This is a genomic window from Scopulibacillus cellulosilyticus (genome assembly GCF_042665295.1).
GTDB lineage: Bacteria > Bacillota > Bacilli > Bacillales > Sporolactobacillaceae > Scopulibacillus_A > Scopulibacillus_A cellulosilyticus.
In genome coordinates, this window is record NZ_JBHTCO010000007.1 from 18,477 (window position 1) to 43,431 (window position 24,955).

Genomic DNA, 24,955 nt, shown 5'->3' on the forward strand with positions numbered 1-24,955 from the left:
AGCCTGCATTCCAATGGCTGGTCGCATGAAAAAAGATCCTTCCAGCAATTATTTTCTATTGTAACTTAATTAAGTTTGACGAAGGGACATTTTCCGTAAGATAATTATAATATTGGATTGAATATTTCCAATATGTATAAAATTAGAGCTTTTAAAAGGGATTTGATTAAATGGGAGAGGTAGTCAATCTTTCACTCGCTTCTTTTCGGGTCGGGATGCTTGGTTTTGGAGGGGGACCTTCATCTATACCTTTGGTTCAAAAGGAAGTTGTTGAAAAATATAAATGGATGGATGACGATGAATTTGGGGATATTCTCGCCTTAGCGAATACATTGCCCGGGCCGATTTTAACTAAAATGTGCGGTTATGTCGGATGGCGCGTTGCCAAATGGCCGGGAATGATCGCTGCAATTATCGCCTCGGTTATACCGACGGCTTTTCTTATGATCGTTCTTCTGGCTTTTTTATCAACATTTCAGAACAAACCATGGGTGCAAGGCATGACAAAGGCCGTTATTCCGATTGTCGGCGTTATGCTGCTGACACTGACATTGCAGTTTTTCCAAAAAGCAAAAGACGGCTTAGGCTGGCTGGCAAGTATTATTTTAGCGGCTGTAAGCCTCGTACTTATGCAATTCATTCATATTCACCCGGCGATTATCATTGTCGCACTCATCCTCTATGTCCTTATCAAACCGTCCAGGAAATCGTCTGAAGAGAAAGAAAAGGGGAGGGGTACCGGTTGATATATCTTAAAATTTTCTGGGCCTTTTTTATAGCCAACATCATTGGCTACGGCGGCGGTCCCGCGACCATTCCCCTTATTGAAAATGAAGTTGTCAGCCGGTTTCATTGGTTAAATGTCGGAGAATTTAGTAAAGTGCTTGCCCTTGGCAACTCGCTTCCGGGGGCGATTTCAACAAAAATGGCCGGTTATATCGGTTATGACGTCGCCGGCGTCCTTGGCGCTCTTATAGGTATTACAGCAACGGTTGCGCCATCAATTATTCTTATGCTGATTTTATTTAAATTGCTTTATAAGTACAAAGATTCTCCGAAGGTCAAGCAGTTGACGCTGCTGATCAGGCCGACGATTGCTGTGCTGCTGGGCGTTATGGCATATGACTTTTTTGCAACGTCCTATCATCAAACTGGATGGCTCCAGTCGCTTGCCTTAGTTGTTATTGGCTATTTATTATTGGAAAAAATGAAAATTCACCCCGCCTTTGTGATTGTAGCAGCGTTAGGGTATGGTGCAATTTTCTTGGCGTAATAGGAAACAAAGGAGCTTATGACGGCTCCTTTTTTATATTTATGATTGTGATTTGACGTCATTTTTCACGTCACATTTTTTACATTAACCACATAAAATCTTCAATGACATCACGAGAAAATATCGATAAATTTAAAAAACTCCGCAAAAACCCTTGTCCTCCTTGACTTTTAGGCATATAACCTATAGCGCTTTAATAAAATGTTACAAAACCACAAAGAGGGGTTTGAGGTGAGCATGATGGGGTAGGGCCGCCATTGGATTGGTCCAGCGTGTGCCTTGACACCGTCACTCAATGTCTCATTTCGCATGTCTTATTATTTTTGGGAGGCGAGTGGTGTGCACGATTACATCAAAGAGCGAACAATCAAGATTGGCAAGCATATCGTGGAGACAAAAAAGACAGTGCGAGTGATCGCAAAGGAGTTCGGTGTCTCGAAAAGCACCGTGCATAAAGATTTAACTGAAAGGTTGCCGTTAATTAACCCGGAACTCGCAAATGAAGTCAAGGATGTTCTCGATTATCATAAGTCCATACGGCATCTTCGCGGCGGGGAAGCCACGCGTCTCAAGTATCGCAAAGATACCGAACAAGATGGTGTGAAAATTTAATAAGAAATCAGGAAATACCGGCCCTAAATCATTCGAAATTCATCACAAAAAGATGGTTATTTCAGCTGTAATAAATTCCATATTTTTAAAGAAAACACTCCCTGTTTGAAAATTTCTATGTTAAAATATAGAGATGGTTAAAATCGAAAAAACACGAATCATGTTGAAGTTTGAAACAGGGAGGATAATGCATGTTTTCTAGGGATATAGGAATAGACCTTGGAACGGCTAATGTTCTAATTTATGTAAAAGGACAAGGAATTGTCCTTAATGAACCCTCGGTCGTAGCTATAGATACTAATACAAAAAGGGCTTTAGCTGTTGGTGAAGAGGCTAGGCAAATGGTAGGGCGTACACCCGGCAACATTGTTGCAATCAGGCCGCTTCGTGAAGGCGTCATTGCGGATTTTGATATTACGGAAATGATGCTCAGCCATTTTCTTGATAAAATTAACGTCAAAGGATATCTGTCCAAACCAAGAATTCTTATTTGTACACCAACGAATATTACATCCGTTGAGCAAAAGGCGATACGAGAAGCAGCCGAAAAAAGCGGCGGCAAACAAATCTTCTTGGAAGAAGAACCGAAAGTCGCCGCTGTCGGCGCAGGGATGGACATTTTTCAACCAAGCGGCAACATGGTTATTGACATTGGCGGTGGTACAACTGATATTGCTGTATTGTCCATGGGTGATATCGTCACCGCCACGTCCATCAAAATTGCCGGAGATAATTTTGACCATGAAATCCTTAATTATATTAAAAAAACGTACAAGCTGTTAATAGGCGAAAGAACAGCTGAGGAAATAAAGAAAAGTATTGCCACCGTCTACCCAGGCTCCCGAAATGAAGAAATCACGATTCGCGGAAGAGACATGATTTACGGCTTGCCGAAATCGCTAACGGTACAAACAGATGAAATCCAAAAAGCGCTGGAAGAGCCGATTTCAAACATTACTCGAGCGGCTAGAGGCGTTTTGGAAAGAACACCGCCTGAGCTTGCTGCGGACATCATTGACCGCGGTGTTATCTTAACAGGCGGCGGTGCCCTGTTGCATGGCATAGATCAGTTGATGGCAGATGAATTAAAAGTTCCTGTTGTTGTTGCGGAAGAGCCGATGTCCTGCGTTGCTAAAGGTACAGGTCTCATGCTTGAGCACTTAGACAAACTGTCAAAACGCCGCAGGCTGGGCTAGAAACTTATATAAATCAGGATAAAAGATAAGATTGACTTTAATGGTCATCTTATCTTTTTCCACTACAATGATCAATTGGCAACGATGATGCAGATTCGTTGGAGAGACCAATTTTATATACATAAGCAATGCCAATCAAAGAATGTAACCAAAGCTCGTCGCAAAGTTGCTAAGACATTTTTCAAGCGACAGCATATTTTCAGTTGCCTTTACCAATAGGCTTGGTACCGGCCAGGCTTTCTTTAAAAAAGGGGGAATCGCCATGCTTAGGGGATTTTATACTGCGGCTGCCGGAATGATCGCCCAAAACCGCCGCCAGCAAATGATCACGAACAATATCGCGAATGCCAATACGCCCGGTTATAAAACGGACCAAGCGTCACTAAAAAGTTTTCCTAATATGCTGTTGAGCCGTCTTGGCGGTGACCCATCCGCCGGCAATCAGGTCGGTGCATTATCAACGGGTGTCTACATGCAAGAAGCGATACCAAACTTTGCTCAAGGGCCGATTAAAGAAACTGATAAAAAAACAGATATTGCATTCGTTGGGTCTAACGTTCCTGTCAATCCTTATACCGGACGTAAAGGCGCATTATTCTTCCCTGTTGAAACATCCAACAGCGTCAAATATACACGTAACGGTCATTTTTCACTTAATGGACAAGGCTATCTCGTCACAGATGACGGTGCATACGCCCTTGATCCTAATGGAAAAAGAATTAAGCTTGCAACTGACAACTTTCAAATGTTGGACGATGGGCGCATCCTTATTAACAGCCGCCCAGTTGCACAATTAGGCGTATCCTATGCGGCTGACCCTAACCGTCTCGTTAAAGAGGGGGCGTCCCTGTTCCGAACAGAAAATGGCAAAGCGCTGCCATCAGCTAATAACAATCCAAATATTCAATTTAAGTTAAAGCAAGGCGCTCTCGAACGTTCAAATGTCCCTATTGAACAAGAAATGACAGACTTAATGTCAACATACCGCTCGTTTGAAGCCAATCAAAAAGTGCTGCAGGCCTATGACCGCAGTATGGACAAGGCTGTTAACGAGGTTGGAAGATTAGGTTAGATCTAACAATGAATCTTACCATTGAAGAATGAATCAGCCGCCAGTTGTGGCGGCTAATTTAATAAAGTAAGGCAAAAATTAACCCTTTAATTTACCCTCAAGCCCCAATAATTCCCGCATAATAAAAACTGATCATAATAGTGGTTGATATATTCTTAGAAGCCGGATATAATTGCTTAGTAAGTTGTTTAAATTTTCCGGAAAGATAAATGGAGGGGATTCTGTTAATGTCAAATGCATTGTTAAGTACGGCTAAATATGTTCGCCAAATGGTTATTCAGCAGGTTCAATCGATTCCTGAGGAGTTGTTTGACGTTCAACCCGATCAATTCAACAATACGATTAGATGGAATGTCGGTCATATTGCCGCTTCAAATGATTATTTTGTTTCATTAGGTTTACCGGTTGAATCAAATCTTCCGGAAAGCTACGCACGATTATTTAAACCGGGAACCAAACCATCCGATTGGAATGACATACCTCCGACCAAAGAAGAACTTATTCAAATCTTATCTAGACAGCTTTCTGATTTTTCCGATATACCTTCCAGCGCATTCGATAAACAAATGGATCCGCCTCTTGAACTGGGACCGCTGAAATTCGAAACATTTGGAGAGGTATTTAACTTTGCGACCGTCCATGAAACAATGCACTTCACTACCATTTCAAACTTTTTGAAAGTACTGCAATACCAAAAAGCCTAGGGAATAAACAATTTTCCATACTACTTTAAATCGATGATGATTCACCTTTATGGTTTGATCGAATTTTAATATAAATAACCCTCCAGCATTGGAGGGTTATTAAATGTAAACTTTGGTAAGTATTATTAACTGGACAAGGTTAATAAATTATGAGGAGGCACTATCATTCTATGAAACCGCGGATGACAGTCTTGACGTTAGGTGTAGATGATTTGGCAAGGTCGTTAGAATTTTACCGTGACGGATTGGGTCTTCCGACTGAAGGTATCATTGGCAAAGAATTTGAGCATGGTGCCGTAGCCTTTTTCGACCTGCAAGCCGGCTTAAAACTTGCCATTTGGAATCGCAAAGATATCGCTCATGAGGCAAAGGTTCCTCTAGCCGCATCAAGTTCTACCGAATTTACTATTGGACACAATGTGAGCGGTAAAGAAGAGGTTGATATGGTAATGGAACAGGCAAAATAGGCCGGAGCTATAATCACTGATCCGGCGCACGACACTTTTTGGGGCGGATACTCTGGCCATTTCCAAGATCCAGATGGTCATTTGTGGGAAGTCGTTTGGAATCCGCAGTGGGAGATCGAGGATTAATTCAAATTTGTAGCCATTTCTCATAAAAAAAGGAGACCTGATATTATAAGTACCAGGTCCCTTACATCATGAAAGGAACTTTTCTAGCTGATAATCATTGAGAGAGATGATAGAAAAGTTTATTTTGGCGATGTTATTAATATTATTCGTGAGACTGTCTGGATTAATGTGAATCGTTATTTTACAGTCTTTTAACATTAGCCTTACTATTTTTAATAATAATGTTAGATAATTAACCTTAATGTATAGCAAATCAATTAAAAGATTAAGAAAAATCTGCAACTAATCCCAAATTTCATTTGCAATGTCAACAACAAGCCCTAGCTTCTTCCATTGATCTTGATCAGTAATTGTATTTCCCTCTTCAGTAGACGCGAATCCGCATTGCGGGCTTAAACAAAGCTGTTCGATATTCACATATTTTTCCGCTTCAGCTACACGCTTTTTAATCTCTTCTTTGTCTTCTAGTTCAGCAGTCTTGGAAGTAATCAATCCTAAAACAACCTTTTGATCCTTTATGAACCGTAATGGTGTAAAATCTCCTGCATTTTCGCTGTCAAACTCTAAGAAGAAAGCATCGACATTAACACGGGAAAACAATTCCTCCGCTATAGGCTCGTATCCGCCTTGATACAACCAAGAAGATTTGAAGTTTCCCCGGCAAATATGAAGGGTAACGGCCATGTCTTCCGGTTTATTGGCAACAGCTTCAATGGTTATATCTGCGAATTTTTTGATCAATTCGTCAGGGTCAAACCCTTTTGTTTTGATTTTTTCTCTAAAATCATCACTGAATAACGCGCCCCAACTCGTATCATCTAGTTGTAAATAACGGCAACCGGCATCATAAAAGGCTTGAATGGCATCCTGATAGACTTTGACGATATCTTGTGCAGCCTCATCAAGTGATGCATATGGCGGGTTGTCCCAATATTGTTGGCTATTGACTATGCCCGAATAAAAAATCATATTAGGTCCAGGAATCGTAAATTTGGCAAGATGTTCTCCAGCGACGCTTTTTAGATATTTAAAATCCTCTAAAAACGGGTGGCCTTCAGGGAACTTTAATTTAGAATCAACCGTATAGGCCGTTGCCTTTTTCATGGCGCCTTGGAATAACCCGGATGCATCAAATTCATAAACGCGAATCCCTTCTAAATCTTTAATAAAATCTAAGTGCCACCATTTTCTGCGGAATTCACCATCTGTCACTGCGCTAAGGCCGACTTCTTTTTGCTTCTCAACAGCCTTTACGATTTCTCTATCTTCAATTGAACGCAGTTCCTGTTTAGAAATTTTGCCTTGCTGATATTGTTCTCTTGCATCCTTTAAAACCTGTGGACGAAGAAGGCTGCCTACATGATCCGCGCGAAATGGAGCAGCATTTGTTTTCGCTGTATCTATATTCATCCGACTTAAGCACCTCTCTTTTCATCTTTCAATAAAAGTTTGAAATATCTATCTACTATTATACAATAGCAAATTTACAGCTAAATGTCTGCCTAGCATTTATATTGTGAAATTTCCAATCACCTCTGATTCAAAAATCAGCGTTTATAAATGAAGAACTTATCGTAGTCCAATAGCCTCATTCATTCTAGGCGGAAAATAATAGTATAATTGTTATGGATAATTTTAGCTGCAGGCGGTGATCGTTTGTTTGACTTTATTGAAAAAGAAAAGCTGCTGGCTCAAGCAGAGGTTGTTGAATGGTATATTGGAAAAGTGCAGGAGGCTATGGAATCATTTTGCAGTACAGCTCATCGTAAGGATTCCCGGTTACCTTCTCTTGCACAAGATTGGGAAAGCAAAAGTAAACATTCTTATAACAGTATCATGAATGAATCATCTATAAGTCAGTTTACGGCACAAAACTTAGGACAAGAACTCATCGACCAGCTCCACCAAGAGGCAAGAAGGCTGCGCCAAAAAGCTCATGACATTGAAAAGCGGGAGAAAGCCCATGAGTCACATTAAAGTTGATCCCGATAAATTAGAGTCTTTGGCTTCCGAACTTGGACAACTGAAAGATGAGTGCGATCATGTCTTAAGAACATTAAAATGGAATTACAGCGCTGTTGAGATGACACACCCGGGGATAAACAGTACCTATAGCGGTTCCCTCTATCACAGTCTAGTACAAAAAATAGAACACTTTCAAAGCCAAATGGACGATGCTCAAGGCATAGTTAAAAGAACAGAAGCCAAATTCAGGAACGCTGATGAGGGATCTTTAGGAAAATTCGGCGGTTTTCTAAAAGAAGTTGTCGGCGTTAATGACCTTGTTCGAACTTACTCTGAGTATGACCCGGTAACCGGTGAAAAACTGAGTGCTTGGGATCACATGAAAGCACTTGGATGGACAGCCCTTAATTTCACTCCCGCAAAGGTTGTTGGAGTAGGGGCTAAGGTCGTTATAAAAGGTTCAAAAGCATTAAAAGTCAGCGATCAAACGATTAAAGGCTTTAAAGGCATGGTTAATGCGGCACATCCAAGAGTTGTCGGGAATATGTTTAAGAGCTCGTACAATGTTGTGAAAAATGCTCCATTAGCACTGACAAATAGATTTAAAGATGCTGCCGAGTCTATTAAAAATATGCCGTTGTTTCCGAAGGGTTTAGTGATTACTTCGACAGAACATAAGTTTATTGAGTTTGGTACTGCAAAAGACTTAAAGCAATTATTTTCTTTAAGGAATAAAGAAAATAATATGGGGAATATTTTATCTAATAAAAGGACGAGTCAAGAAAATCATTGGATTGGAAATAAAAGTATTGGAGAAAAGAAAAAGTGTGAAGTTGGTGAATCAAGTCCTCTATCTCCGGGAGGCGGACTAGCGGCTCATGAATCAAAAGGGGGACATTTACTAGAAAGACATGTAGGGAAAACAGATAAAGAACTATTAAACCGTTTAAAAAATAATCCTAGAATAAAAGGATCTTCATCTTTTACAAATCGATCTATTGCTGAAAAGGTAGTAAGCGAAACTTTAAATAATGAAAAAAATAAAAAGCTTATAGAAAACTGGATAAACTACTCTAAGACTCCAAAACTTATATTAAAATATTATGGTAAGAGTGTTATTGGCAGAACAGTAAAAAGAGATGGTAAAATTCTTGAAGATGCAACAAATGCAATTATTGTATTAAAAAAGTTAGATAATGATAAATTTGTGTTAACAGGATATCCAATCAAGTAAGGAGATTAGAGATGATTGAAGAAAATAATTTTCTTTATGAAACCGAAAACTTTCTAGGTGCAAACTTTCACCAAGATATCGAATCACCTGAAGAAGCGTTAGAGGAGTATATTTCTGAATGTAATAATGAAGCTCTTCAATTTACATTAGACTTTTTAACAGACTTTTTAAATGACAATCTAAGCAATAAGGAAAAAGAAGAATTTATTGAAGCGAATACGGAAATATATTTCCCAGCCATTGGATTAACCCCTCTGGAATGGTTAAAAAGTGTAGTAAATAAAATTAATGGAGCTTTATGTGAAAAATAGTTAAAGAGCATTCGTGTTTTAGAGGAACCACTTTTTGATTGTGGTTCCTTCTTAAAAGAAAACGCAAAGCTGACAACAATATATTGTATCACTTAGGAGGCAAAGCCATGGATCGGTCACTCATGACTTCCGCAGTAACTATGGGTCAATTACAGAATAAAATAGATTTAATATCCAATAATATGGCTAATGCCAGTACGACAGGTTATAAATCACAGGACGCTGAATTTACTGACTTGCTCGTCCAGCAGATCAATAACCTTTCAGGCCAAGACCGTAACGGCCGCTTAACGCCTGGTGGTATTCGTGTTGGTTCAGGTGCCAAGCTTGGGAACGTCGATTTGAATATGACACAAGGCGCAATGAAGCAAACAGGACGTGCCCTTGATTTAGCGCTGGAAAAACCTGAGCAATTCTTCAAAATCGGCGTCAAGAATAACCAAGGCGGGCAAACCGTCATGTATACGCGTAACGGCGCATTTTATTTGCAGCCTGGCCAGAATAATCAAATGAAGCTTGTAACTTCTGACGGCAATGATGTGCTTGGGCCTAACGATCAGCCGATTCGCGTACCGGCGGATATCCGCAACATTAAAATTGCTAAAAACGGCGCTATATATGGGTCGCATGCTAACGGCGGACGGTTCCAGGCGGGGACCATTGGGGTTGTTGATATCAAACACCCTCAGCTTTTACAAGCCAAAGGCGAAAGTTTATATGCTTTGCCGCCATTGAACGGATTAGGATATACTTTAAATGATGTGGTCAATCCGGTTGGACAAGCCGGTGCTGATATCAAGCAGGGGACGCTTGAAGCTTCGAATGTTGATCTATCAAAAGAAATGACTGACCTCGTTAACTTGGAACGGTCCTATCAAATGAACGCGAGAGCGATATCTATTTCTGATCAAATGATGGGATTGGTAAATAGCTTAAGGTAAACTAATACATATAAGATCTTGTCGCAAAGCTTCAAGGACATTTTCAGGTAGTTGCTTTGCACTGTATTACATAATATTAAAAATCAATTCGAAAGGTAGAGAAAGTATGTTAAATATTGACGAAATCAAAGATATTATCCCCCACCGTTATCCGTTTTTACTCATTGACCAGATCCTTGAGGTCGAGGAAGGCAAGAAGGCTGTCGGTTTGAAAAATGTGTCTGGCAATGAATCGTTTTTCAATGGGCATTTTCCTGACTACCCAGTAATGCCGGGTGTTTTGATCGTTGAAGCGTTGGCCCAGGTTGGCGCGGTAGCTATGCTTAAGAAAGAGGAAAACCGCGGCCGCCTCGCTTTCTTTGCGGGTATTGATAAATGCCGTTTCAAACGTCAAGTCAGGCCGGGTGACCAATTGAAGCTTGAAGTGGAAATGACCCGTGTTCGCGGCACAATGGGTAAAGGCAAAGGCATCGCGACAGTTAACGGAGAGATCGCCTGCGAAACAGAAATGATGTTTGCCCTTGGAGATAAAAAAGAGTAAACCTCACTCCCCATTATGACTATAAGTAACAATCCCAAAAAAAGACCAACCACAAAATAAAGTGGTTGGTTTCAATATTTTAGGAAGAATTAAAAGAAAAGGGTATCTAAGTTGGTCAATCAATGGTTATATTTTTTTATACCCGGAACTAAAATAAATGAAACAAAAATTAAGAAAAAAATTTGAAGAAATTATTGGTTAATAGTAAAAGATAAAGAAAACTTGGCTGGTGCCAAGCCTGAAAGGCGCAGGCAACTGCCTAGTACTCCAGAGCACAAGTCTCACTAACTCACTCCGTTCGCAGACTCGCTTTGTTGCGCTGATACTATCAACCTTATCTTGGCAGCTGCGTCGGGGTGCTCCTGCGCCGTTGCATATTAAGAGAAGTCTATCTCTTCTCGTCGCAAAGCAGCAAAGAAGTTTTTCATGTTGCAGCTTTGTTGCTAAGATATACTTTCTGATAGTATAAAAAAAGCACGCTTTAAAGGAGATTAAGTTATGCCACAACCGAAAATTACTGTTATCGGAAGCATCAATATGGATTTAGTGACTGAATCGGACAGAAGGCCGGAAGCGGGAGAAACGATTCTTGGCGACAGATTTTCGATGATACCCGGCGGAAAGGGTGCAAATCAAGCCGTCTCTGCTGCACGTCTCGGCGGTTCGGTTACGATGATTGGCTGTGTCGGCGATGATGTATTTGGCCGCGAACTAACAGACAACTTAAAAAAAGAAGGCATCAATACAAATAAAATCAAAACACTGTCAGATAAAGAAACAGGCATTGCCGCTATCACATTGGCAGAAGGAGACAACAGTATCATCGTCGTCCCAGGCGCCAACTATGCAATCACTGAAGCTTCAATACAGGAATACGAAGAGACAATTGCTGCAAGCGACGCTGTGCTGCTGCAACTTGAAATTCCAATGCCGACCGTTATTAAAGCGGCTGAAGTCGCTCATCATCACGGTGTTAAAGTTATCCTTAACCCGGCGCCGATTCAACAGCTGCCTGACGAATTGATCGATTATGCCGACGTCATAACGCCTAACGAACACGAATACGAGCAGCTGATGAAAGATTATTCCGGAGACCCGGAAGCTCTTAAGAAAAAACTCGTCGTCACAAAGGGCGGCGAAGGGACAGTCTTTTTTGAAAATGGAGAAGAAGTTCATGTTCCCGGCTACAAAGTGGACGTTATTGATACAACCGGAGCGGGCGATTCCTTTAATGGTGCATTAGCCGTCCAGCTCGCCAAAGGCGAATCACTGAAAGCATCATGCCGCTACGCCAATGCTGTCGGAGCGCTTGCCGTGACTAAGTTAGGCGCGCAGTCCGGGATGCCGACTGACGAAGAGGTTAACAAACTGTTAAATCAATCATAATGAGAAGGAGCCTATTTTTCTTGAATAGGTTCTTTTTATTTTGCTCACAGACATATGAGGAGTAAGAATTTTGGTCAACAAAAAAGTGGTTAAATTAAACATATTTTAATGATAGGTTGTTTCGGCTTATATAGCTGGGGAGAAAATAAACCTTATCATAAGTGATGAAAGACACTTTTTTCAATAATACTAAGGAAAATGTCCTTCACTAGCCGCATGAAAGCCAAAATTAAGATCAATGATTGTAAACTTGTCCTTCATCGACAATATGAAGGACAAAATTTATGTATTTATTTAAAACTTTGTCCATCATGTTATTTAATCCCCGCAAATAACATATTAAAAAGGGGTTAGACGAATAATGTAAAAATATATATAATGGAAAAGAACATTGAGCCAATTAAAAAATGTAAGGTTGTTCAAAACTTCAGCGGGGATGTTCCTATTTTTTGTCTTTTCAGTTTTCCAGTCTTTTTTAAACAATTATTTTTGGACAGGAGAAAAGATTGTAATCAAAAAGCCCATCACTTTATCCCGGTGCAACCATCCGTAAAACTCCCACCTCAAAACTTGAGTTTAAGCGATGAAGTTTAGGCGGGAGATAACGGACGATAACACCCCGATAAGTTGTGCTCCTGCGCCGTAGATTATTCACTTGAAGCATCCCCAACTTCTCGTCGCAAAGCACAAGAAGCTTATTCAGGAAGCAGCTTCACTAACCATGAGTGGGGGATGAACAAAACCCCCACTCATGGAAGTTTCACTTTATTATGCGCAAAAGACGATACATTTTTAAAGGGAGTTACCTTGAAATGAATAAGAAGATTTTAAAAAGGAAAATTAATTTTATTAAAGAACCAATCTTCAACTATTTAAGAAAAGAAAATCATAAAAGAAACAATAAATATGCAAGTTACTATGAAAAATTGGCTGTAGAAGATAAGACGATTCTTTATGAAAGCAGAGACGGCAAAAGCTTAACAGATAGCCCATATGCCATTTTCAAATATTTATTAAACAACCCTGAGTTCAGTGATTATAAGCATATTTGGTCAGTTCAAGATTTCTCCAGTTTAGAAAATGTGATTTCAAAATACAATGGGATGGAAAATGTCAGCTTCGTCAAACGAAACTCTGTCGCTTATTTAAAACATTTAGCAACAAGCAAATACCTGATTAACAATTCTACCTTTCAATCCTTCTTCATACCTAAAGAGGATCAAGTCTACATTAACACGTGGCACGGCACCCCGTTAAAAAGTATGGGATTTGATATCCCCGGCAATCCGGCGCACTCGCAAAACGTTGTCAGAAACTTTTTAAGCACAGATTATCTCATAAGCCCAAATGAGCATACAACAAGTATGTTCGTTGACAGTTACAAACTTAAGGGGATATATGGCGGAACGATTATTGAAGAAGGCTACCCGAGAATAGACATGACGCTCAATACAGATCCGGCTGCTTTTAAAAGCGATTTAAAAGGATTAGGCCTTAGTATTGATCATCATAAACAAACCATTTTATACGCGCCAACCTGGAAAGGAACGAATGTATCCAGGGTAAAAAATGACATGTTCCAAATCATTGCCGATATGAAATACTTAAGCAGTCAGGTTGGAAATACATATAACTTATTAATAAAAGTCCACCCATTTCTTTATGCCGAAGCGATAAAATTTGATGAACTAAAAGGCATTCTTGTCCCGGATTATATTGACACGAACGAATTATTAAGTGTTGTAGATATCCTTGTTACTGATTACTCCAGTATCTTTTTTGACTTTCTTGTAACAAATAAACCTATTTTATTCTATATGTGGGATGCAGATGACTACAGTGAACAAAGGGGCTATTACTTAAGCAATGATGAATTGCCGGGGCCTATTCTTTACAACATTAATGAGCTGGCATCTGCTATTGATCATGCAGACGAAATTACTCAACAGTTTAAGGGGAACTATCTCGAAGCAAAAGAACGATTCACAAAATATGAGGATGGCAAAGTTACCGAAAGAGTCGTTAATTATATTTTTAAAGGAAAAAAAGACCTGAACACAATAAATAACTTAAATGCGAATAAAGAGAAAATATTGATTTACCCCGGTGGCATGAAGAATAACGGTATTACCTCATCCTTTATCAACTTAATGGACAATATCGATTATGACAAATATGATGTCAGCTGCTTCATGCAGACGCCCAATTCGCAAGAGGTATTAAATAATATAAGTAAAGTAAATAAAAACGTAAGATTCCTGTTCCGAAATGGTCTTGCGGTATACAAATTATCTGAAGTTTATAAGGATAGATTAATTCATAACCGGGGAGCTTTGGGTAAATTAAAGAAACATTATCCTGAGAAAGCCTATGAAAGAGAGCATAGACGCTTCTTCGGCAACTCTGAGTTTGATTATGTCATTGACTTTAGCGGCTACAGTTTATTTTGGGCGAAATACTTGGTCAGCTGCAACGCAAAGAAAAAAGTTTGCTATATGCACAATGACCTTTTATCGGACAGTGAAAGAACAATCAATGGCCGCCGCCCGCATCGCATTAATCTCCGCGGTCTGTTTTCAATCTATGATAGATTTGATAAGCTTGTCAGCGTATCAAAAGGAACGATGGAATTAAATAAGAAAAATTTATCGAAGTATGCGGATGAATCAAAATTCGATTATATTATGAATTCCATTAATCCGGCGAAAATACTTCAGCAAAGCAAGACAAGTGACGAATTGGCTTTAGAAGAAAAACGAAACCAATTAGACACGGGCGACACAGATAACAAAAATGAAGCTGACCGGATTTTAAGCAATAAAAAGTTCAAGTCGAGGGCAATCATCCTCTACTCGGAAAATCATTTTATTTGGAACAAACCTGTTCTTGACAACAAAGTGAATCAGGTGGCTCAAGCCAAAGACTACCTGAATCAAGAGGTTACTATTTTAAGAGAAATTCAAACTGATAAGGCGGCCTTCTATAAATTTAGCATCAACGACAGTATTATAGGCTGGCTTGACAAGACTGCATTCGAACTATTGCCAGACAGTATTCTCTTTGAGAAACAAGTCAATAAGCTTGCCTTGCTTAATCATCCCAGAGGAAATGATATTTGGAGCAAACCATATAAAGTTGAAGACGCTAAGAAAGTATCGTCCAGCCATGATTACAAAGGCATTATGGTCGATGTAGATTTAGAAGCGAGAACCCAGCACAGCATATACAGCAGATTTTCCATCAATGGTATACAAATTGGCTGGATAGACAGCTCAGCGTTAAAAACGGTCAGGGAATATCATGAGTCATCAGCCGCAATAAACATTGAGAAAAATAGATTGAGAAGGCGGAACCACAAGAAATACAGATCATTTATAGATAGACTTAAGAACAGAACCTTAAAAGAACATGGCATAGACAAGATTGCCGTTATTCTGACCCTGAAGATCATACCATTTGGAGCAAAGCTTACCCGAATCACGGCTACAAAAAAGTGTCTAAAGCAGCCGGTTTTCTTAATAAAACTGCCACGGTTATTAAAAGCAATACAACTCGCAAGGGAACTTATTATTTATTCTCGGTTGACGGCAAGAAAATAGGCTGGCTCGATAAGCGGGCTTTTACGTTCATTGAGGAAACGAGTGTCATTTATGAAAGAACGGTAAAAAGAATTGCGGAAGTGAACTTAAAAGAGGACGATGGCATTTGGACAAAGCCTTGCGGGTTAGAAGGCGCAACAGAAATTGAACATCCAGAACGGTACAATGGTGAAAAAGTTATTATTAATAAAGAGATCAGAACCCAGCTCGGTACTTTCTGCCGATTTGCTTATAATAAGAGTCTGATTGGCTGGCTTGATAAAAGATCCTTTAACATTATTGAAACCGTTGGGATTGAAGTGGGCGGATCGATTATACCGGAGCCGTCGCGGAATCACTTTAATTTCTTGAACATGGGAAGACTGTCGCCGGAAAAAGGGCAGGATAATCTCATCAAAGCCTTTGCGAAATTTAACAAAACCCAGCCAAACAGCAGACTGTATATTTTAGGTGACGGTCCGTTGAAAAATGATCTTCAGGATTTAATCATAGAGCTTGATCTTCAAGGTGCCGTCTATTTAACAGGCCAGCAAGAAAATCCTTTCAGAATCCTTAAGAAATGTGACTGCTTCGTCCTGTCGTCTCATTATGAAGGCCAGCCTATGGTGTTGTTAGAGGCCATGACCCTTGGCATGAAAATTGTTGCGACTGATATTGTGGCAAACAGAACAGTATTGGAAAACGGTAAATACGGGATTTTAGTGGAAAACAGTATTGAAGGCCTTGAGAGCGGGTTATATATGGCCACAAATGATGAAACGGTTAATCAGATAGAGTCATTTGACTATGAAAAGTATAATCATAAGGCCATGGGTACTTTTTATAAAGTACTGGGTTAAATTATAAGAAATGCTGCGGCTGATCCCGCAGCATTTCTAATTTAGACCGGTTGCGTTAAAAGACGACGGCATTTAGTCCGTCGTTATTTTACGTTTCATTTACAATTCCCAAGAAAAAATGACAGTGATTTGCCAGTTTGATATATTAATAAAATAGTTTGATTTTATAATCAATCTTGCCTAATAGATATAGGGAAGATTTTTTGCCATGTAATTTTACTGGTGGTGTCACAATGGGGCGGGTAACTAAAAGTATAAGAATTCAAGCGCTGCAAAAAACATAACAACTGTAAGGGGATACTATGAAAAAAATCAAATTAGCGATTATTGGTACAGCCGCGTCAAGGGGTTGTTTTGAGCTTTCAGAAGAGGAAAAGCTGGAAAAAATCATTAACTGGGAGCTTTTGCAATATCAAAGTTCCGCTGTCAGCTATGCATCGGATAAATCGGTTGACATCGATTTGAATAAGCTGGAAGAAGTATCGGAGTTCAGCAGGAAAATCATTAAGCAAGAAATTGACAAAGATCTATTCAAGCGCCTTTCAGCATTCAATCCTGATTATATTATCTTTGACTTTTTGGCGGAAGTAAATTATGGTGTGTGTCAAATCAATGACTCATACATGACAAATAACAGCCGGCTGAAACATATTGCCGGGGAACAAGACCATATTGAAAAGTATTCTTTTAATAAAAATAATGAAGCTTTTGAAAGGCTGCTGAAAGATCACTTTGAAGCTACAGCCCGGTATCTTTCTGCTAACCTGCCAAATACAAAAGTCATCATCCATATACCGCAATTTGCGGGTGCTTACTATGATGATCATTTTATATTGAGAAGTTTGAACCGGAACGACATTTTAAATCGTACGAAACGAATCAACCATGTTTCAAAACAATTTGAAGAAATATCTCGCATGTATGATCTATCCGTTCATATCATTAATATGCAAGACAAAAAGTACTTTGCCAACTCGAAACATAAATGGGGAATAGGCTTTAATCATTACGAATCCAGTTATTATAACGATTTTCAGCAAAAATTATTAGCACATATTATTGAAGATTTGCTAGGTGTTTAGAAAGGAATTGGATATTAAGATGACTCGGAAAATAAAAGTAGGCGTTATCGGCTCTTGCGTATCAAGAGATGTATTTAACAGTAAATTTATAAATAACTATAAAGACATTTACGAGTGTGTCAGTACCGCTTGGCAATCTTCAATCATCAGCTTTGTATCTAACCCGGTGCCCGCGCTTCCCAACAACTTAAATCTTGAAGTGATAAAAACCAAACATAGACAAAATACGGTGCTAAGGGATTTAACCAAGCCTTATCGCGATGAAATGATCGACATGCAGCCGGATTATATCATTTTTGATTTTTATGCTGATATTAGATACGGAACGGTTAAGTATTTGGACAGCTGCTTTACAGATAATCCAAATGGACTGAGACACACCGATTTTTACAAAAATACTCATTTTGAAAAATTTAATTATAGAACGGATAAACACAGGCTTTTCGAAAAGATCCTGGCATCTTTAGATGATTTGCAAGAATGGCTTCGCAACAATTTGCCCCGGACGAAACTATTAATCAATCGATTTAGATATGCCGATGTCTATATTAATGAAGTAAATAAAATGGTTTTTTTCGATAAGAAAAAATACCATTTCCTTGATAAAGAAAATAAAATATATGAGGAACTCTATGAAATCATTGAACAAGAATATCCTGACATACGTTTTATCAGGCAAGATATCAATTTTTATACATCAGACGGCGCGCATGCTTTTGGCGTATCACCATGGCACTTTTCCAAAAAATATTATTTGGATTTCTACAGTCAATTAAATGAATTTGTTTTAAAAGATATCATAGAGAATCAATCAGTGTTATGAAGTTAAGATATGTTGTCATTTCTATCGCCATTATCATCATGATATATCTCATATACAGCTGGAACAGAATTGAAATCAAAACATTTTTCAATCATGGCGTCACCAGTGTCACTTGGTTTGATAACAACGATAATACGGCAGATAATATACAGGCAGCCTTAGATTATGCAAAAAGTAAAGGGAACGTTAAATTATACTTTCCTGCTGGGCAATATAAAGTGGATAAAACATTATCTATCTACAAAAACACCACGATGATTTTTAACAAGCACGCAACCCTGATTCGGACAGGCACGCAAACGGTTATGTTTATGAATGCCGGGAGGGACGAAGAGTATAAACAGCAAGGAAAATATAATGGTGAAGGCAATATCCATATCATCGGCGGGAACTTTGATTTTAATATCAAAGAGCAGCCTATGGATAAAAGCAATTTCTTTATTAATATAGACCATGCGAATCATGTTACGGTGAAAGACGCGAAGTTTTATAACTTTCAGGCAGGACATGCCATTCAAATTGCCAGTTCGGAAAATGTAGATATAGAAAATAACTGGTTCTATAATCAATTTATTAATTATCACAACTATCGTCTTCGCGATGAAACCATTCAAATCGAAGAAGCCAATAAAACGTCTTTTCCCTTCTATGGTGTCTATGACGATACGATATCAAAAAATATTACAATCCGGGGAAATCATTTTAAAAATGTGATCAGAGGCGTAGGCACACACGGGGTAGCCACAGACAAAAACGGAAATATATTAAAATCCAAAAATATCACGATAGAAGATAATTTCTTTGAAGATATAAAGGATACAGCAATCAATCTTTCCGGATACGATAACGTGATTGTCAAGAATAATCATATCTATAAAAACAGAAATGATTCAATCAGTATGAACTATATTGACGATTCCAGGATTTTAAATAATAAAATCACAGCGTCAGGAAAAAGAGCCATTTACATGGTGGATTCAAACTTTAATATGATTAGAAACAATCATCTTGAAAACGGCAATCACTCTATTTACCAGAAAAATAGTCATTTAAATGTTATTACGGAAAATACGCGTATCACGAGAGAACCGGCATCCTATTTATTGCCGGCTTCCAGCGGGATAAAGTTTTATGATATGCCTGACCGTAATATTAGCCGATTGTAGAGATTTTTGTTATTGGTTTTCAAGGTAACGTTACATTGCGAAAAGAGAAAATAAAAATAAAGAAAGTCATAACTTACGGCACTTATGATTTGCACTATTTGGGCCATTACAAATTATTCATCCGTGATGTTTGACTATACGATTATTAATTATTAATTAGGCGGGATTTAACGTGAATTGTTGAATCCCGTATTTTTATTTGGAACAATGACACTTTAAATGAAAATTGTTTCGACAGATTTTGTTGCTATTTAGTAGTTTGTCGAATGGTAAGTACGGGAATTTAGTGGAAACTAGTATTAATGGGTTTTAACTCGGATTTATATGGCAGCAAATGATGAAACGGTTAATCAAATAGAGTCATTTGACTATTAAAAATAAAATAATAAGGACACGGATGCTTTTTATAAAGTATTGGGTTGAATGTAAAAATGCTGGGGTATTAAAGCCTCGGCATTTTTTTATGGATATTTGAAATGAGGAATTCTTTTACTGATATTTGAATTTTTAGAGCTACAATTTATGACCGTTGACATAATCTTTTTGTAGAAATTTAACAAACTTTATTGAAGGTAGGAAAAAAGTTGGATATCATAGAGAGGTGTAACATTTAATTTGGGGAAACGTAGTCTTATGTCTACTTATAGGGGAGGGAAAAGATGAACGCTGTTGAAGCTTCTGATCAAATATATCTATTTTTAGAAGACAATCTACAAATAAAAGAAGGATATAGTGACTTTAGTGGTAAAAGAAGTTTGCATAATAAAAAGAATAACAAAAAGTATTACCTTTATTCTAATCATGGCGAAACAGTTGTAAAGACTGTTAAATATAAACCAATGGAAATTATAGAAGTAGTTCCCAGCGGTAATGAGCAGATTATTTTTTATTCTGATTCTAACTGTAATATTTCTTTTGTTAAAAGCAAAATCCATAGTGTGCTAACTCCAGATCAAATTGCTGATAAGGTTGAAAAGCACCCTATGTTAAGATCGTTTGTCTTTATGTTATTCTCATCATTGATTATTTTTGGGATTCTAAGATTTAGGGAGTATAACTTTATCAATATTAACCTATCATTGGGATACAAAAAAACATGTAACTACAAAGTGAATTTTTTGTTTCCTAAAAAAATACGTAATAAGTTTTCTATGAAAACTAATAAGCTATCATTGTTAGTTCATGCTTATTGGGTAAGAATACCGCTGAGAGATATTTATGAGCATTATTTAAATACCAGTGACATAAATGTGCCGATTTTTGTAAAAGTCCTAAATAATGGTATAAATTATTATTACAATTTCAAAGAGCGGACAAAAGATAAGTATTCCAAAAAACATTTTATTTTTAATACTAGATCAATCCGGGTATTTAAATCGGATGTAGAGATGTATGTAAGGAAATCAATAACTGGTCAATATGTAATAGTAGTTTCAAGTATTATGAGTAAAGTTATTGTCCTGAAAGAAAAATTGGCATACTTTTTAACTTTATTTAAACCAAAAAGGGAAATTTATGATATCTATTTTGAGAAATTTGCTCAAGGTGCTTCTGAATCAGGATTTGAGTTATTCAAATATGCAATAAAGAGTAATCGAAATAGTATTTATATCTTAGACAAAGACAACGAGAATTTTTATCAATTAAAAAGGAAATACCCTAAAAACTTATTTGCGAAAAATAGCGTTTCAGCTTTTTATTATATATTTTTGGCAAGAAGCTTTATTTCTTCTGACTTAGTGAGCCATTTACAGAGACGCTTATATGACAATGATAAATTATTTAAGAAAAAGATCTTATCAATAAATAAAAAAGTCTTTTTACAACATGGACCTTCTTTAGCTACCAATATTTTTGAAAGAGGATATTTTAATAGAAAAGTACCAATTGCTCCTGATTATATTATTGTCAATTCGAAATTTGAAAGGGACTTATTTATTAATAATACTTCCTATAATTCCAGGCAATTATTAATGACTGGAATTCCGAATATGGATTTATATGCAAATGAAAGAGACTCCAAAAAAGAAGAAATTACTTTTATGCTGACATGGAGACCATGGGATTTAACAGGAAAAATTGAAGAAGGAAGTTATTTAGGAAGGTACTTTCAATTTTTTAACATGATTGAGAATGAGGAGTTTTATAAAGATAAGAAAATCACAATTATCTTACATCCTAAATCAAAGATCATTTTACAAGAACAATTCCCTGATATATATAATGAGAAAAAACATTTGTTTTATGAAGGCGATATAAAGGATAAGCTGCTTGAATCAAAAATACTTATTACAGATTACTCCTCTGTATGCTATTACGGTTTTTGTGGCGGAGCTAATATCATCTTCTATTGGGAAGATAAAGAGCTTGGAGAAAGAGAGTATGGGGCGCCAAATATTTTACAAGAAAATATTGCATTTGGTGACATTGTAAATAAATTTAAAGACCTTAATAAAGCAATTCAAAAGAATTTTTATTCCAATCAGCTTGATAAGTATAAAGAGAAGTTTAACAACCTCATTGAATTTCACGAAGGGGGCAATACTAGAAATACCTATAATTATTTGAATGAACTTGTTTTAAATAAAAGGGGGAAATGAGTTTGAAATATACATTGGTTACTGGAGGGGCTGGGTTTATTGGGTCTCATTTAGTTAAGAGATTACTTGAAGATGGAGAAAAAGTTGTAATATTAGATAACTTATCAATGGGTAAGTTATCCAATATTCCACTTGAAAATAAAAATGTAATTTTTGTTAACGGTGATGTAAGTGATCGTAAAACAGTAAATGAACTCTTTGGAAAATATAATTTTGATAAAATTTTCCACTTGGCTGCTGTGGCTAGTGTAGCAGCATCAATTAAAGATCCGGAAAAGACACACCAAACTAATTTCAATGGGACAATATATTTATTAGAAGAAGCAAAAAAACAAAAAGATTTAAGAAGATTTGTTTTTGCATCTTCAGCTGCTGTATATGGTAACTCATTAGAACTCCCCAAAAAGGAAAATTCAGAAATAAGCCCTTTAACCCCATATGCAATTGACAAATATGCTAGTGAACGATATGTTCTTACTTATAATAGTTTGTATAAATTACCGACATCTGCTGTGAGATTTTTTAATGTTTATGGTTCAGGTCAAAATCCAAATTCACCATATTCAGGGGTTATATCAATACTAACTGATCGTTTAAAAGCTAACAAAATGGGTAATTATAATCCATTTATACTCTATGGTGACGGTAAACAGACTCGTGATTTTATATTTGTAGATGATGTAATAAGTGCTCTTTTATTAGTGTCGGAATCTAATGAATCCTTAGGAAGAGTTTTTAATGTAGGCACTGGAAAACAAATTTCGCTAAATGAAATGATTAGTATATATGAGGAGATATCTGGCGTTAATCTACCAATAATTAATCACAAATTTCGTGATGGAGATATTCGTGAATCATATGCTGATATATCATTACTTAATAATATAGGTTTTAAACCAAAGTATAAATTAAACGAAGGTTTATTAAACTATTGGAATGATGAAATACGAAATCTTAAACAACAGCATGATATTAAAGAGCCGATCAGTATTTAAATAAAAGAAAAGACCTTATCGTAAAATAGTAGGATGGACCTTGTTGTTGTATACTTTAAACCTTTCGACAGGTAAAATACTAGATTTTGAAAAAATAGGAATGAGTCATAGTATTCAAGCCTATTTTTTTGTTTTACTTTAAGATATCGTCCGAAAAATAGCAGATATATGTCGAATTGTATGCTACTATAAATTGTAGTCTTTTACTTTTAATTAAATTTATTGGAGAGAAATTATGTCTCAATCAGTAATCTTTGAAAATGTAACAAAAAAATACAAAATGCATTACAGCAATACAGATAGAATCAAGGATATCTTATTGCCAAATGGTTATGGGGAAGACTTCTACGCCTTGCAAAATATTAATTTTACTGCGGAGAAGGGCGATGTCATTGGGGTTATCGGTGTCAACGGTGCCGGGAAGTCGACCTTATCAAACTTAATCGCAGGTATTGTGCCTCCGACTTCAGGGAAAATTGAAGTAAAGGGACAATCCTCTCTAATAGCAATTGCCGCCGGGTTAAATAATCAGCTGACTGGGCGGGAAAATATTGAATTGAAATGTCTAATGCTCGGGTTTAATAAAAAGGAAATTCGAGCGTTAATGCCGGAGATTATAGAATTTGCCGATATTGGGAAGTTTATTGACCAGCCGGTGAAAAAGTATTCGAGCGGGATGAAATCAAGGTTAGGATTTGCAATATCAGTTAATATTGATCCGGATGTGTTGGTCATTGATGAGGCTTTATCAGTTGGTGACCAAACGTTTACGGATAAATGTTTGGATAAGATGAATGAGTTCAAAGAAAAAGGAAAAACGATCTTCTTTATCAGCCACTCCATTGGCCAAGTGAAAAAGTTTTGTCATAAGGCGCTTTGGCTGGAAGCGGGAGAGGTTCGTGCTTTTGGAACAATTGAAGAGATCGTTCCGCAATATGAAAAGTTCCTCAAAGAATTTAAAAAGATGTCTAAAGAAGAACAAAAGAATTTCAAACAGCTTGTGTTAGAAAAGCGAAGCAAATTACAGGAGCAAGAGAGTCAAACAGCTGAAGAAAATACACCTAAGACAAAAGGTGTACCTGATGATAAGGTTGCCCAGCTTCGCCAAGATCGAAAAGAGCGTCGTAAGAAAAATGCTTATGCACGGATTGCTAAGCGAACGATTTTGGTCCTTGCCTTATTGGTTGTCGTTTTAGGTGGTGCGGGCTTTGCGGTAAAATCAGGCGGGCTGTTTGACGGTAAAACTGATAACACGAAAACAGCGGAGCCATCACAAGCGCACGTTCAACATCAAAAGAAAAATAAGGCTGCTAATGTCAAAGATGATCATATCCGTTATATCAAAGTACCAAGTGCGTATATTCATGCCAAGCCGAACATGGATAGTGAACCTGTCGGAATGGCATATTTTGGCCAAGCCTATAAGGTACAGAAGTCCCAGCATGATAAATCAGAAGGTCTTGATTGGTTAAAAGTGACCGATAAGAAAAGCCGCGAAGGCTGGGTCAGCAGTAAGACTGTTGCATATCCAAAAGAATTGAAGGATGATAAAGTTGCTAAAAAGCTTGATAAGCTCATTGGCTTTTCACCGTCATTAAAAGAGGCAATTCCGATGATTGGTAAACAAAAAGGGGAAAAAAAGCCTTTTGACTACACAAATTATTCTTTTAAAGATGGTCATGTTAATGGGTTCACGATTAATTTAAGGGAGTCATCCATATCTGACGTCAAGAAGGTGTTGGGTAAACCGCAATTGAAACAAAAGGATAAATTCATATATCATGGTGAAAAATATGAATTTATCCTAACAACATTTAAGGATGGTACGATTAATCAGCTAACAGTTAAGAAACGGCCGAGCCTATAGCAAGGAAAATAAGAATGGCAGCCTGAAAACTCTAAGAATCTCATTTAAGGGTAACAGGTTAAATAAAGGTAAGATACGCTTAATATTGCCACCGTCCTATAACTTTTAAAATTCTATATCTAATAGAAGAGTTCTCTTTATAAAGAGGCTCTTTTT

21 protein-coding genes and 1 pseudogene are annotated in these 24,955 nt (G+C 37.4%); 21 read left to right on the top strand and 1 reads right to left on the bottom strand.

Translation table 11 applies throughout. The annotated features are described in order from the left end of the window. Nucleotides 1-170 precede the first annotated feature (170 nt). From ACFQRG_RS08265 to ACFQRG_RS08295, 7 genes and pseudogenes are all read left to right on the top strand, one after another. The gene (locus tag ACFQRG_RS08265; RefSeq protein ID WP_380965410.1) at nucleotides 171-746 is read left to right on the top strand and encodes a chromate transporter; all 576 of its coding nucleotides are present in this window, start codon (nucleotides 171-173) and stop codon (nucleotides 744-746) included. Further along, nucleotides 743-1,273, top strand: a complete 531-nt coding sequence (locus tag ACFQRG_RS08270; protein ID WP_380965412.1) for a chromate transporter — start codon at nucleotides 743-745, stop codon at nucleotides 1,271-1,273. The genes ACFQRG_RS08265 and ACFQRG_RS08270 overlap by 4 nt, the downstream gene beginning before the upstream one ends. Nucleotides 1,274-1,612: 339 nt before the next feature. After that, a complete protein-coding gene (spoIIID, locus tag ACFQRG_RS08275) occupies nucleotides 1,613-1,885 on the top strand; it encodes a sporulation transcriptional regulator SpoIIID (protein ID WP_380965413.1) in 273 nt (90 codons plus the stop codon). A gap of 191 nt (nucleotides 1,886-2,076) precedes the next feature. Further along, entirely contained in the window at nucleotides 2,077-3,081 is a 1,005-nt protein-coding gene (gene mreB, locus ACFQRG_RS08280) for a rod shape-determining protein (protein ID WP_380965414.1), read from the top strand. 262 nt (nucleotides 3,082-3,343) lie between these two features. Beyond that, a complete protein-coding gene (locus ACFQRG_RS08285; RefSeq protein ID WP_380965415.1) occupies nucleotides 3,344-4,153 on the top strand; it encodes a flagellar hook-basal body protein in 810 nt (269 codons plus the stop codon). A gap of 227 nt (nucleotides 4,154-4,380) precedes the next feature. Then, on the top strand, nucleotides 4,381-4,857 hold the full coding sequence (locus tag ACFQRG_RS08290; RefSeq protein ID WP_380965416.1) for a DinB family protein: 477 nt from the start codon (nucleotides 4,381-4,383) through the stop codon (nucleotides 4,855-4,857). 170 nt (nucleotides 4,858-5,027) lie between these two features. Then, nucleotides 5,028-5,450: pseudogene (locus ACFQRG_RS08295) on the top strand (VOC family protein). Between the two features lie 282 nt (nucleotides 5,451-5,732). Here ACFQRG_RS08295 and ACFQRG_RS08300 read toward each other — a convergent pair. Next, nucleotides 5,733-6,860 carry a 5-methyltetrahydropteroyltriglutamate--homocysteine S-methyltransferase gene (locus ACFQRG_RS08300; RefSeq protein ID WP_380965417.1) on the bottom strand — a complete coding sequence of 376 codons (1,128 nt, stop codon included), beginning with the start codon at nucleotides 6,858-6,860 and terminating at the stop codon, nucleotides 5,733-5,735. Nucleotides 6,861-7,070: 210 nt separating this feature from the next. Here ACFQRG_RS08300 and ACFQRG_RS08305 point away from each other — a divergent pair, with 210 nt between their 5' ends. The 14 genes from ACFQRG_RS08305 (at nucleotide 7,071) to tagH (ending at nucleotide 24,799) form a co-directional block, all read left to right on the top strand. After that, entirely contained in the window at nucleotides 7,071-7,427 is a 357-nt protein-coding gene (locus tag ACFQRG_RS08305) for a hypothetical protein (protein ID WP_380965418.1), read from the top strand. After that, on the top strand, nucleotides 7,414-8,649 hold the full coding sequence (locus ACFQRG_RS08310) for an RNase A-like domain-containing protein (RefSeq protein ID WP_380965419.1): 1,236 nt from the start codon (nucleotides 7,414-7,416) through the stop codon (nucleotides 8,647-8,649). Before ACFQRG_RS08305 ends, ACFQRG_RS08310 begins: the two co-directional genes overlap by 14 nt. Nucleotides 8,650-8,660: 11 nt before the next feature. Then, nucleotides 8,661-8,960: a contact-dependent growth inhibition system immunity protein gene (locus ACFQRG_RS08315; protein WP_380965420.1), complete on the top strand. Its 300-nt coding sequence runs from the start codon at nucleotides 8,661-8,663 to the stop codon at nucleotides 8,958-8,960. 107 nt (nucleotides 8,961-9,067) lie between these two features. Beyond that, nucleotides 9,068-9,901, top strand: a complete 834-nt coding sequence (locus tag ACFQRG_RS08320; protein ID WP_380965421.1) for a flagellar hook-basal body protein — start codon at nucleotides 9,068-9,070, stop codon at nucleotides 9,899-9,901. 106 nt (nucleotides 9,902-10,007) lie between these two features. Further along, nucleotides 10,008-10,442 (top strand): 3-hydroxyacyl-ACP dehydratase FabZ, encoded by a 435-nt coding sequence (gene fabZ, locus ACFQRG_RS08325; RefSeq protein ID WP_380965422.1) that lies wholly within the window; start codon nucleotides 10,008-10,010, stop codon nucleotides 10,440-10,442. 498 nt (nucleotides 10,443-10,940) lie between these two features. Continuing rightward, complete coding sequence (rbsK, locus tag ACFQRG_RS08330; RefSeq protein WP_380965423.1) at nucleotides 10,941-11,828, top strand: ribokinase; 888 nt, start codon at nucleotides 10,941-10,943, stop codon at nucleotides 11,826-11,828. Nucleotides 11,829-12,640: 812 nt separating this feature from the next. Continuing rightward, nucleotides 12,641-15,427, top strand: a complete 2,787-nt coding sequence (locus ACFQRG_RS08335; protein WP_380965425.1) for a CDP-glycerol glycerophosphotransferase family protein — start codon at nucleotides 12,641-12,643, stop codon at nucleotides 15,425-15,427. Next, complete coding sequence (locus ACFQRG_RS08340) at nucleotides 15,322-16,266, top strand: glycosyltransferase (protein WP_380965426.1); 945 nt, start codon at nucleotides 15,322-15,324, stop codon at nucleotides 16,264-16,266. Before ACFQRG_RS08335 ends, ACFQRG_RS08340 begins: the two co-directional genes overlap by 106 nt. A gap of 302 nt (nucleotides 16,267-16,568) precedes the next feature. After that, a complete protein-coding gene (locus tag ACFQRG_RS08345; protein WP_380965427.1) occupies nucleotides 16,569-17,348 on the top strand; it encodes a DUF6270 domain-containing protein in 780 nt (259 codons plus the stop codon). Nucleotides 17,349-17,367: 19 nt separating this feature from the next. Then, nucleotides 17,368-18,171, top strand: coding sequence for a DUF6270 domain-containing protein (locus tag ACFQRG_RS08350; protein ID WP_380965428.1), 804 nt, complete (start codon nucleotides 17,368-17,370; stop codon nucleotides 18,169-18,171). Beyond that, nucleotides 18,168-19,337 carry a NosD domain-containing protein gene (locus tag ACFQRG_RS08355; protein ID WP_380965429.1) on the top strand — a complete coding sequence of 390 codons (1,170 nt, stop codon included), beginning with the start codon at nucleotides 18,168-18,170 and terminating at the stop codon, nucleotides 19,335-19,337. Before ACFQRG_RS08350 ends, ACFQRG_RS08355 begins: the two co-directional genes overlap by 4 nt. Nucleotides 19,338-19,996: 659 nt before the next feature. After that, entirely contained in the window at nucleotides 19,997-21,937 is a 1,941-nt protein-coding gene (locus tag ACFQRG_RS08360) for a CDP-glycerol glycerophosphotransferase family protein (RefSeq protein WP_380965430.1), read from the top strand. Between the two features lie 2 nt (nucleotides 21,938-21,939). Further along, complete coding sequence (locus tag ACFQRG_RS08365) at nucleotides 21,940-22,932, top strand: SDR family NAD(P)-dependent oxidoreductase (protein ID WP_380965431.1); 993 nt, start codon at nucleotides 21,940-21,942, stop codon at nucleotides 22,930-22,932. A gap of 235 nt (nucleotides 22,933-23,167) precedes the next feature. Next, on the top strand, nucleotides 23,168-24,799 hold the full coding sequence (gene tagH, locus ACFQRG_RS08370; protein WP_380965432.1) for a teichoic acids export ABC transporter ATP-binding subunit TagH: 1,632 nt from the start codon (nucleotides 23,168-23,170) through the stop codon (nucleotides 24,797-24,799). Nucleotides 24,800-24,955 lie beyond the last annotated feature (156 nt).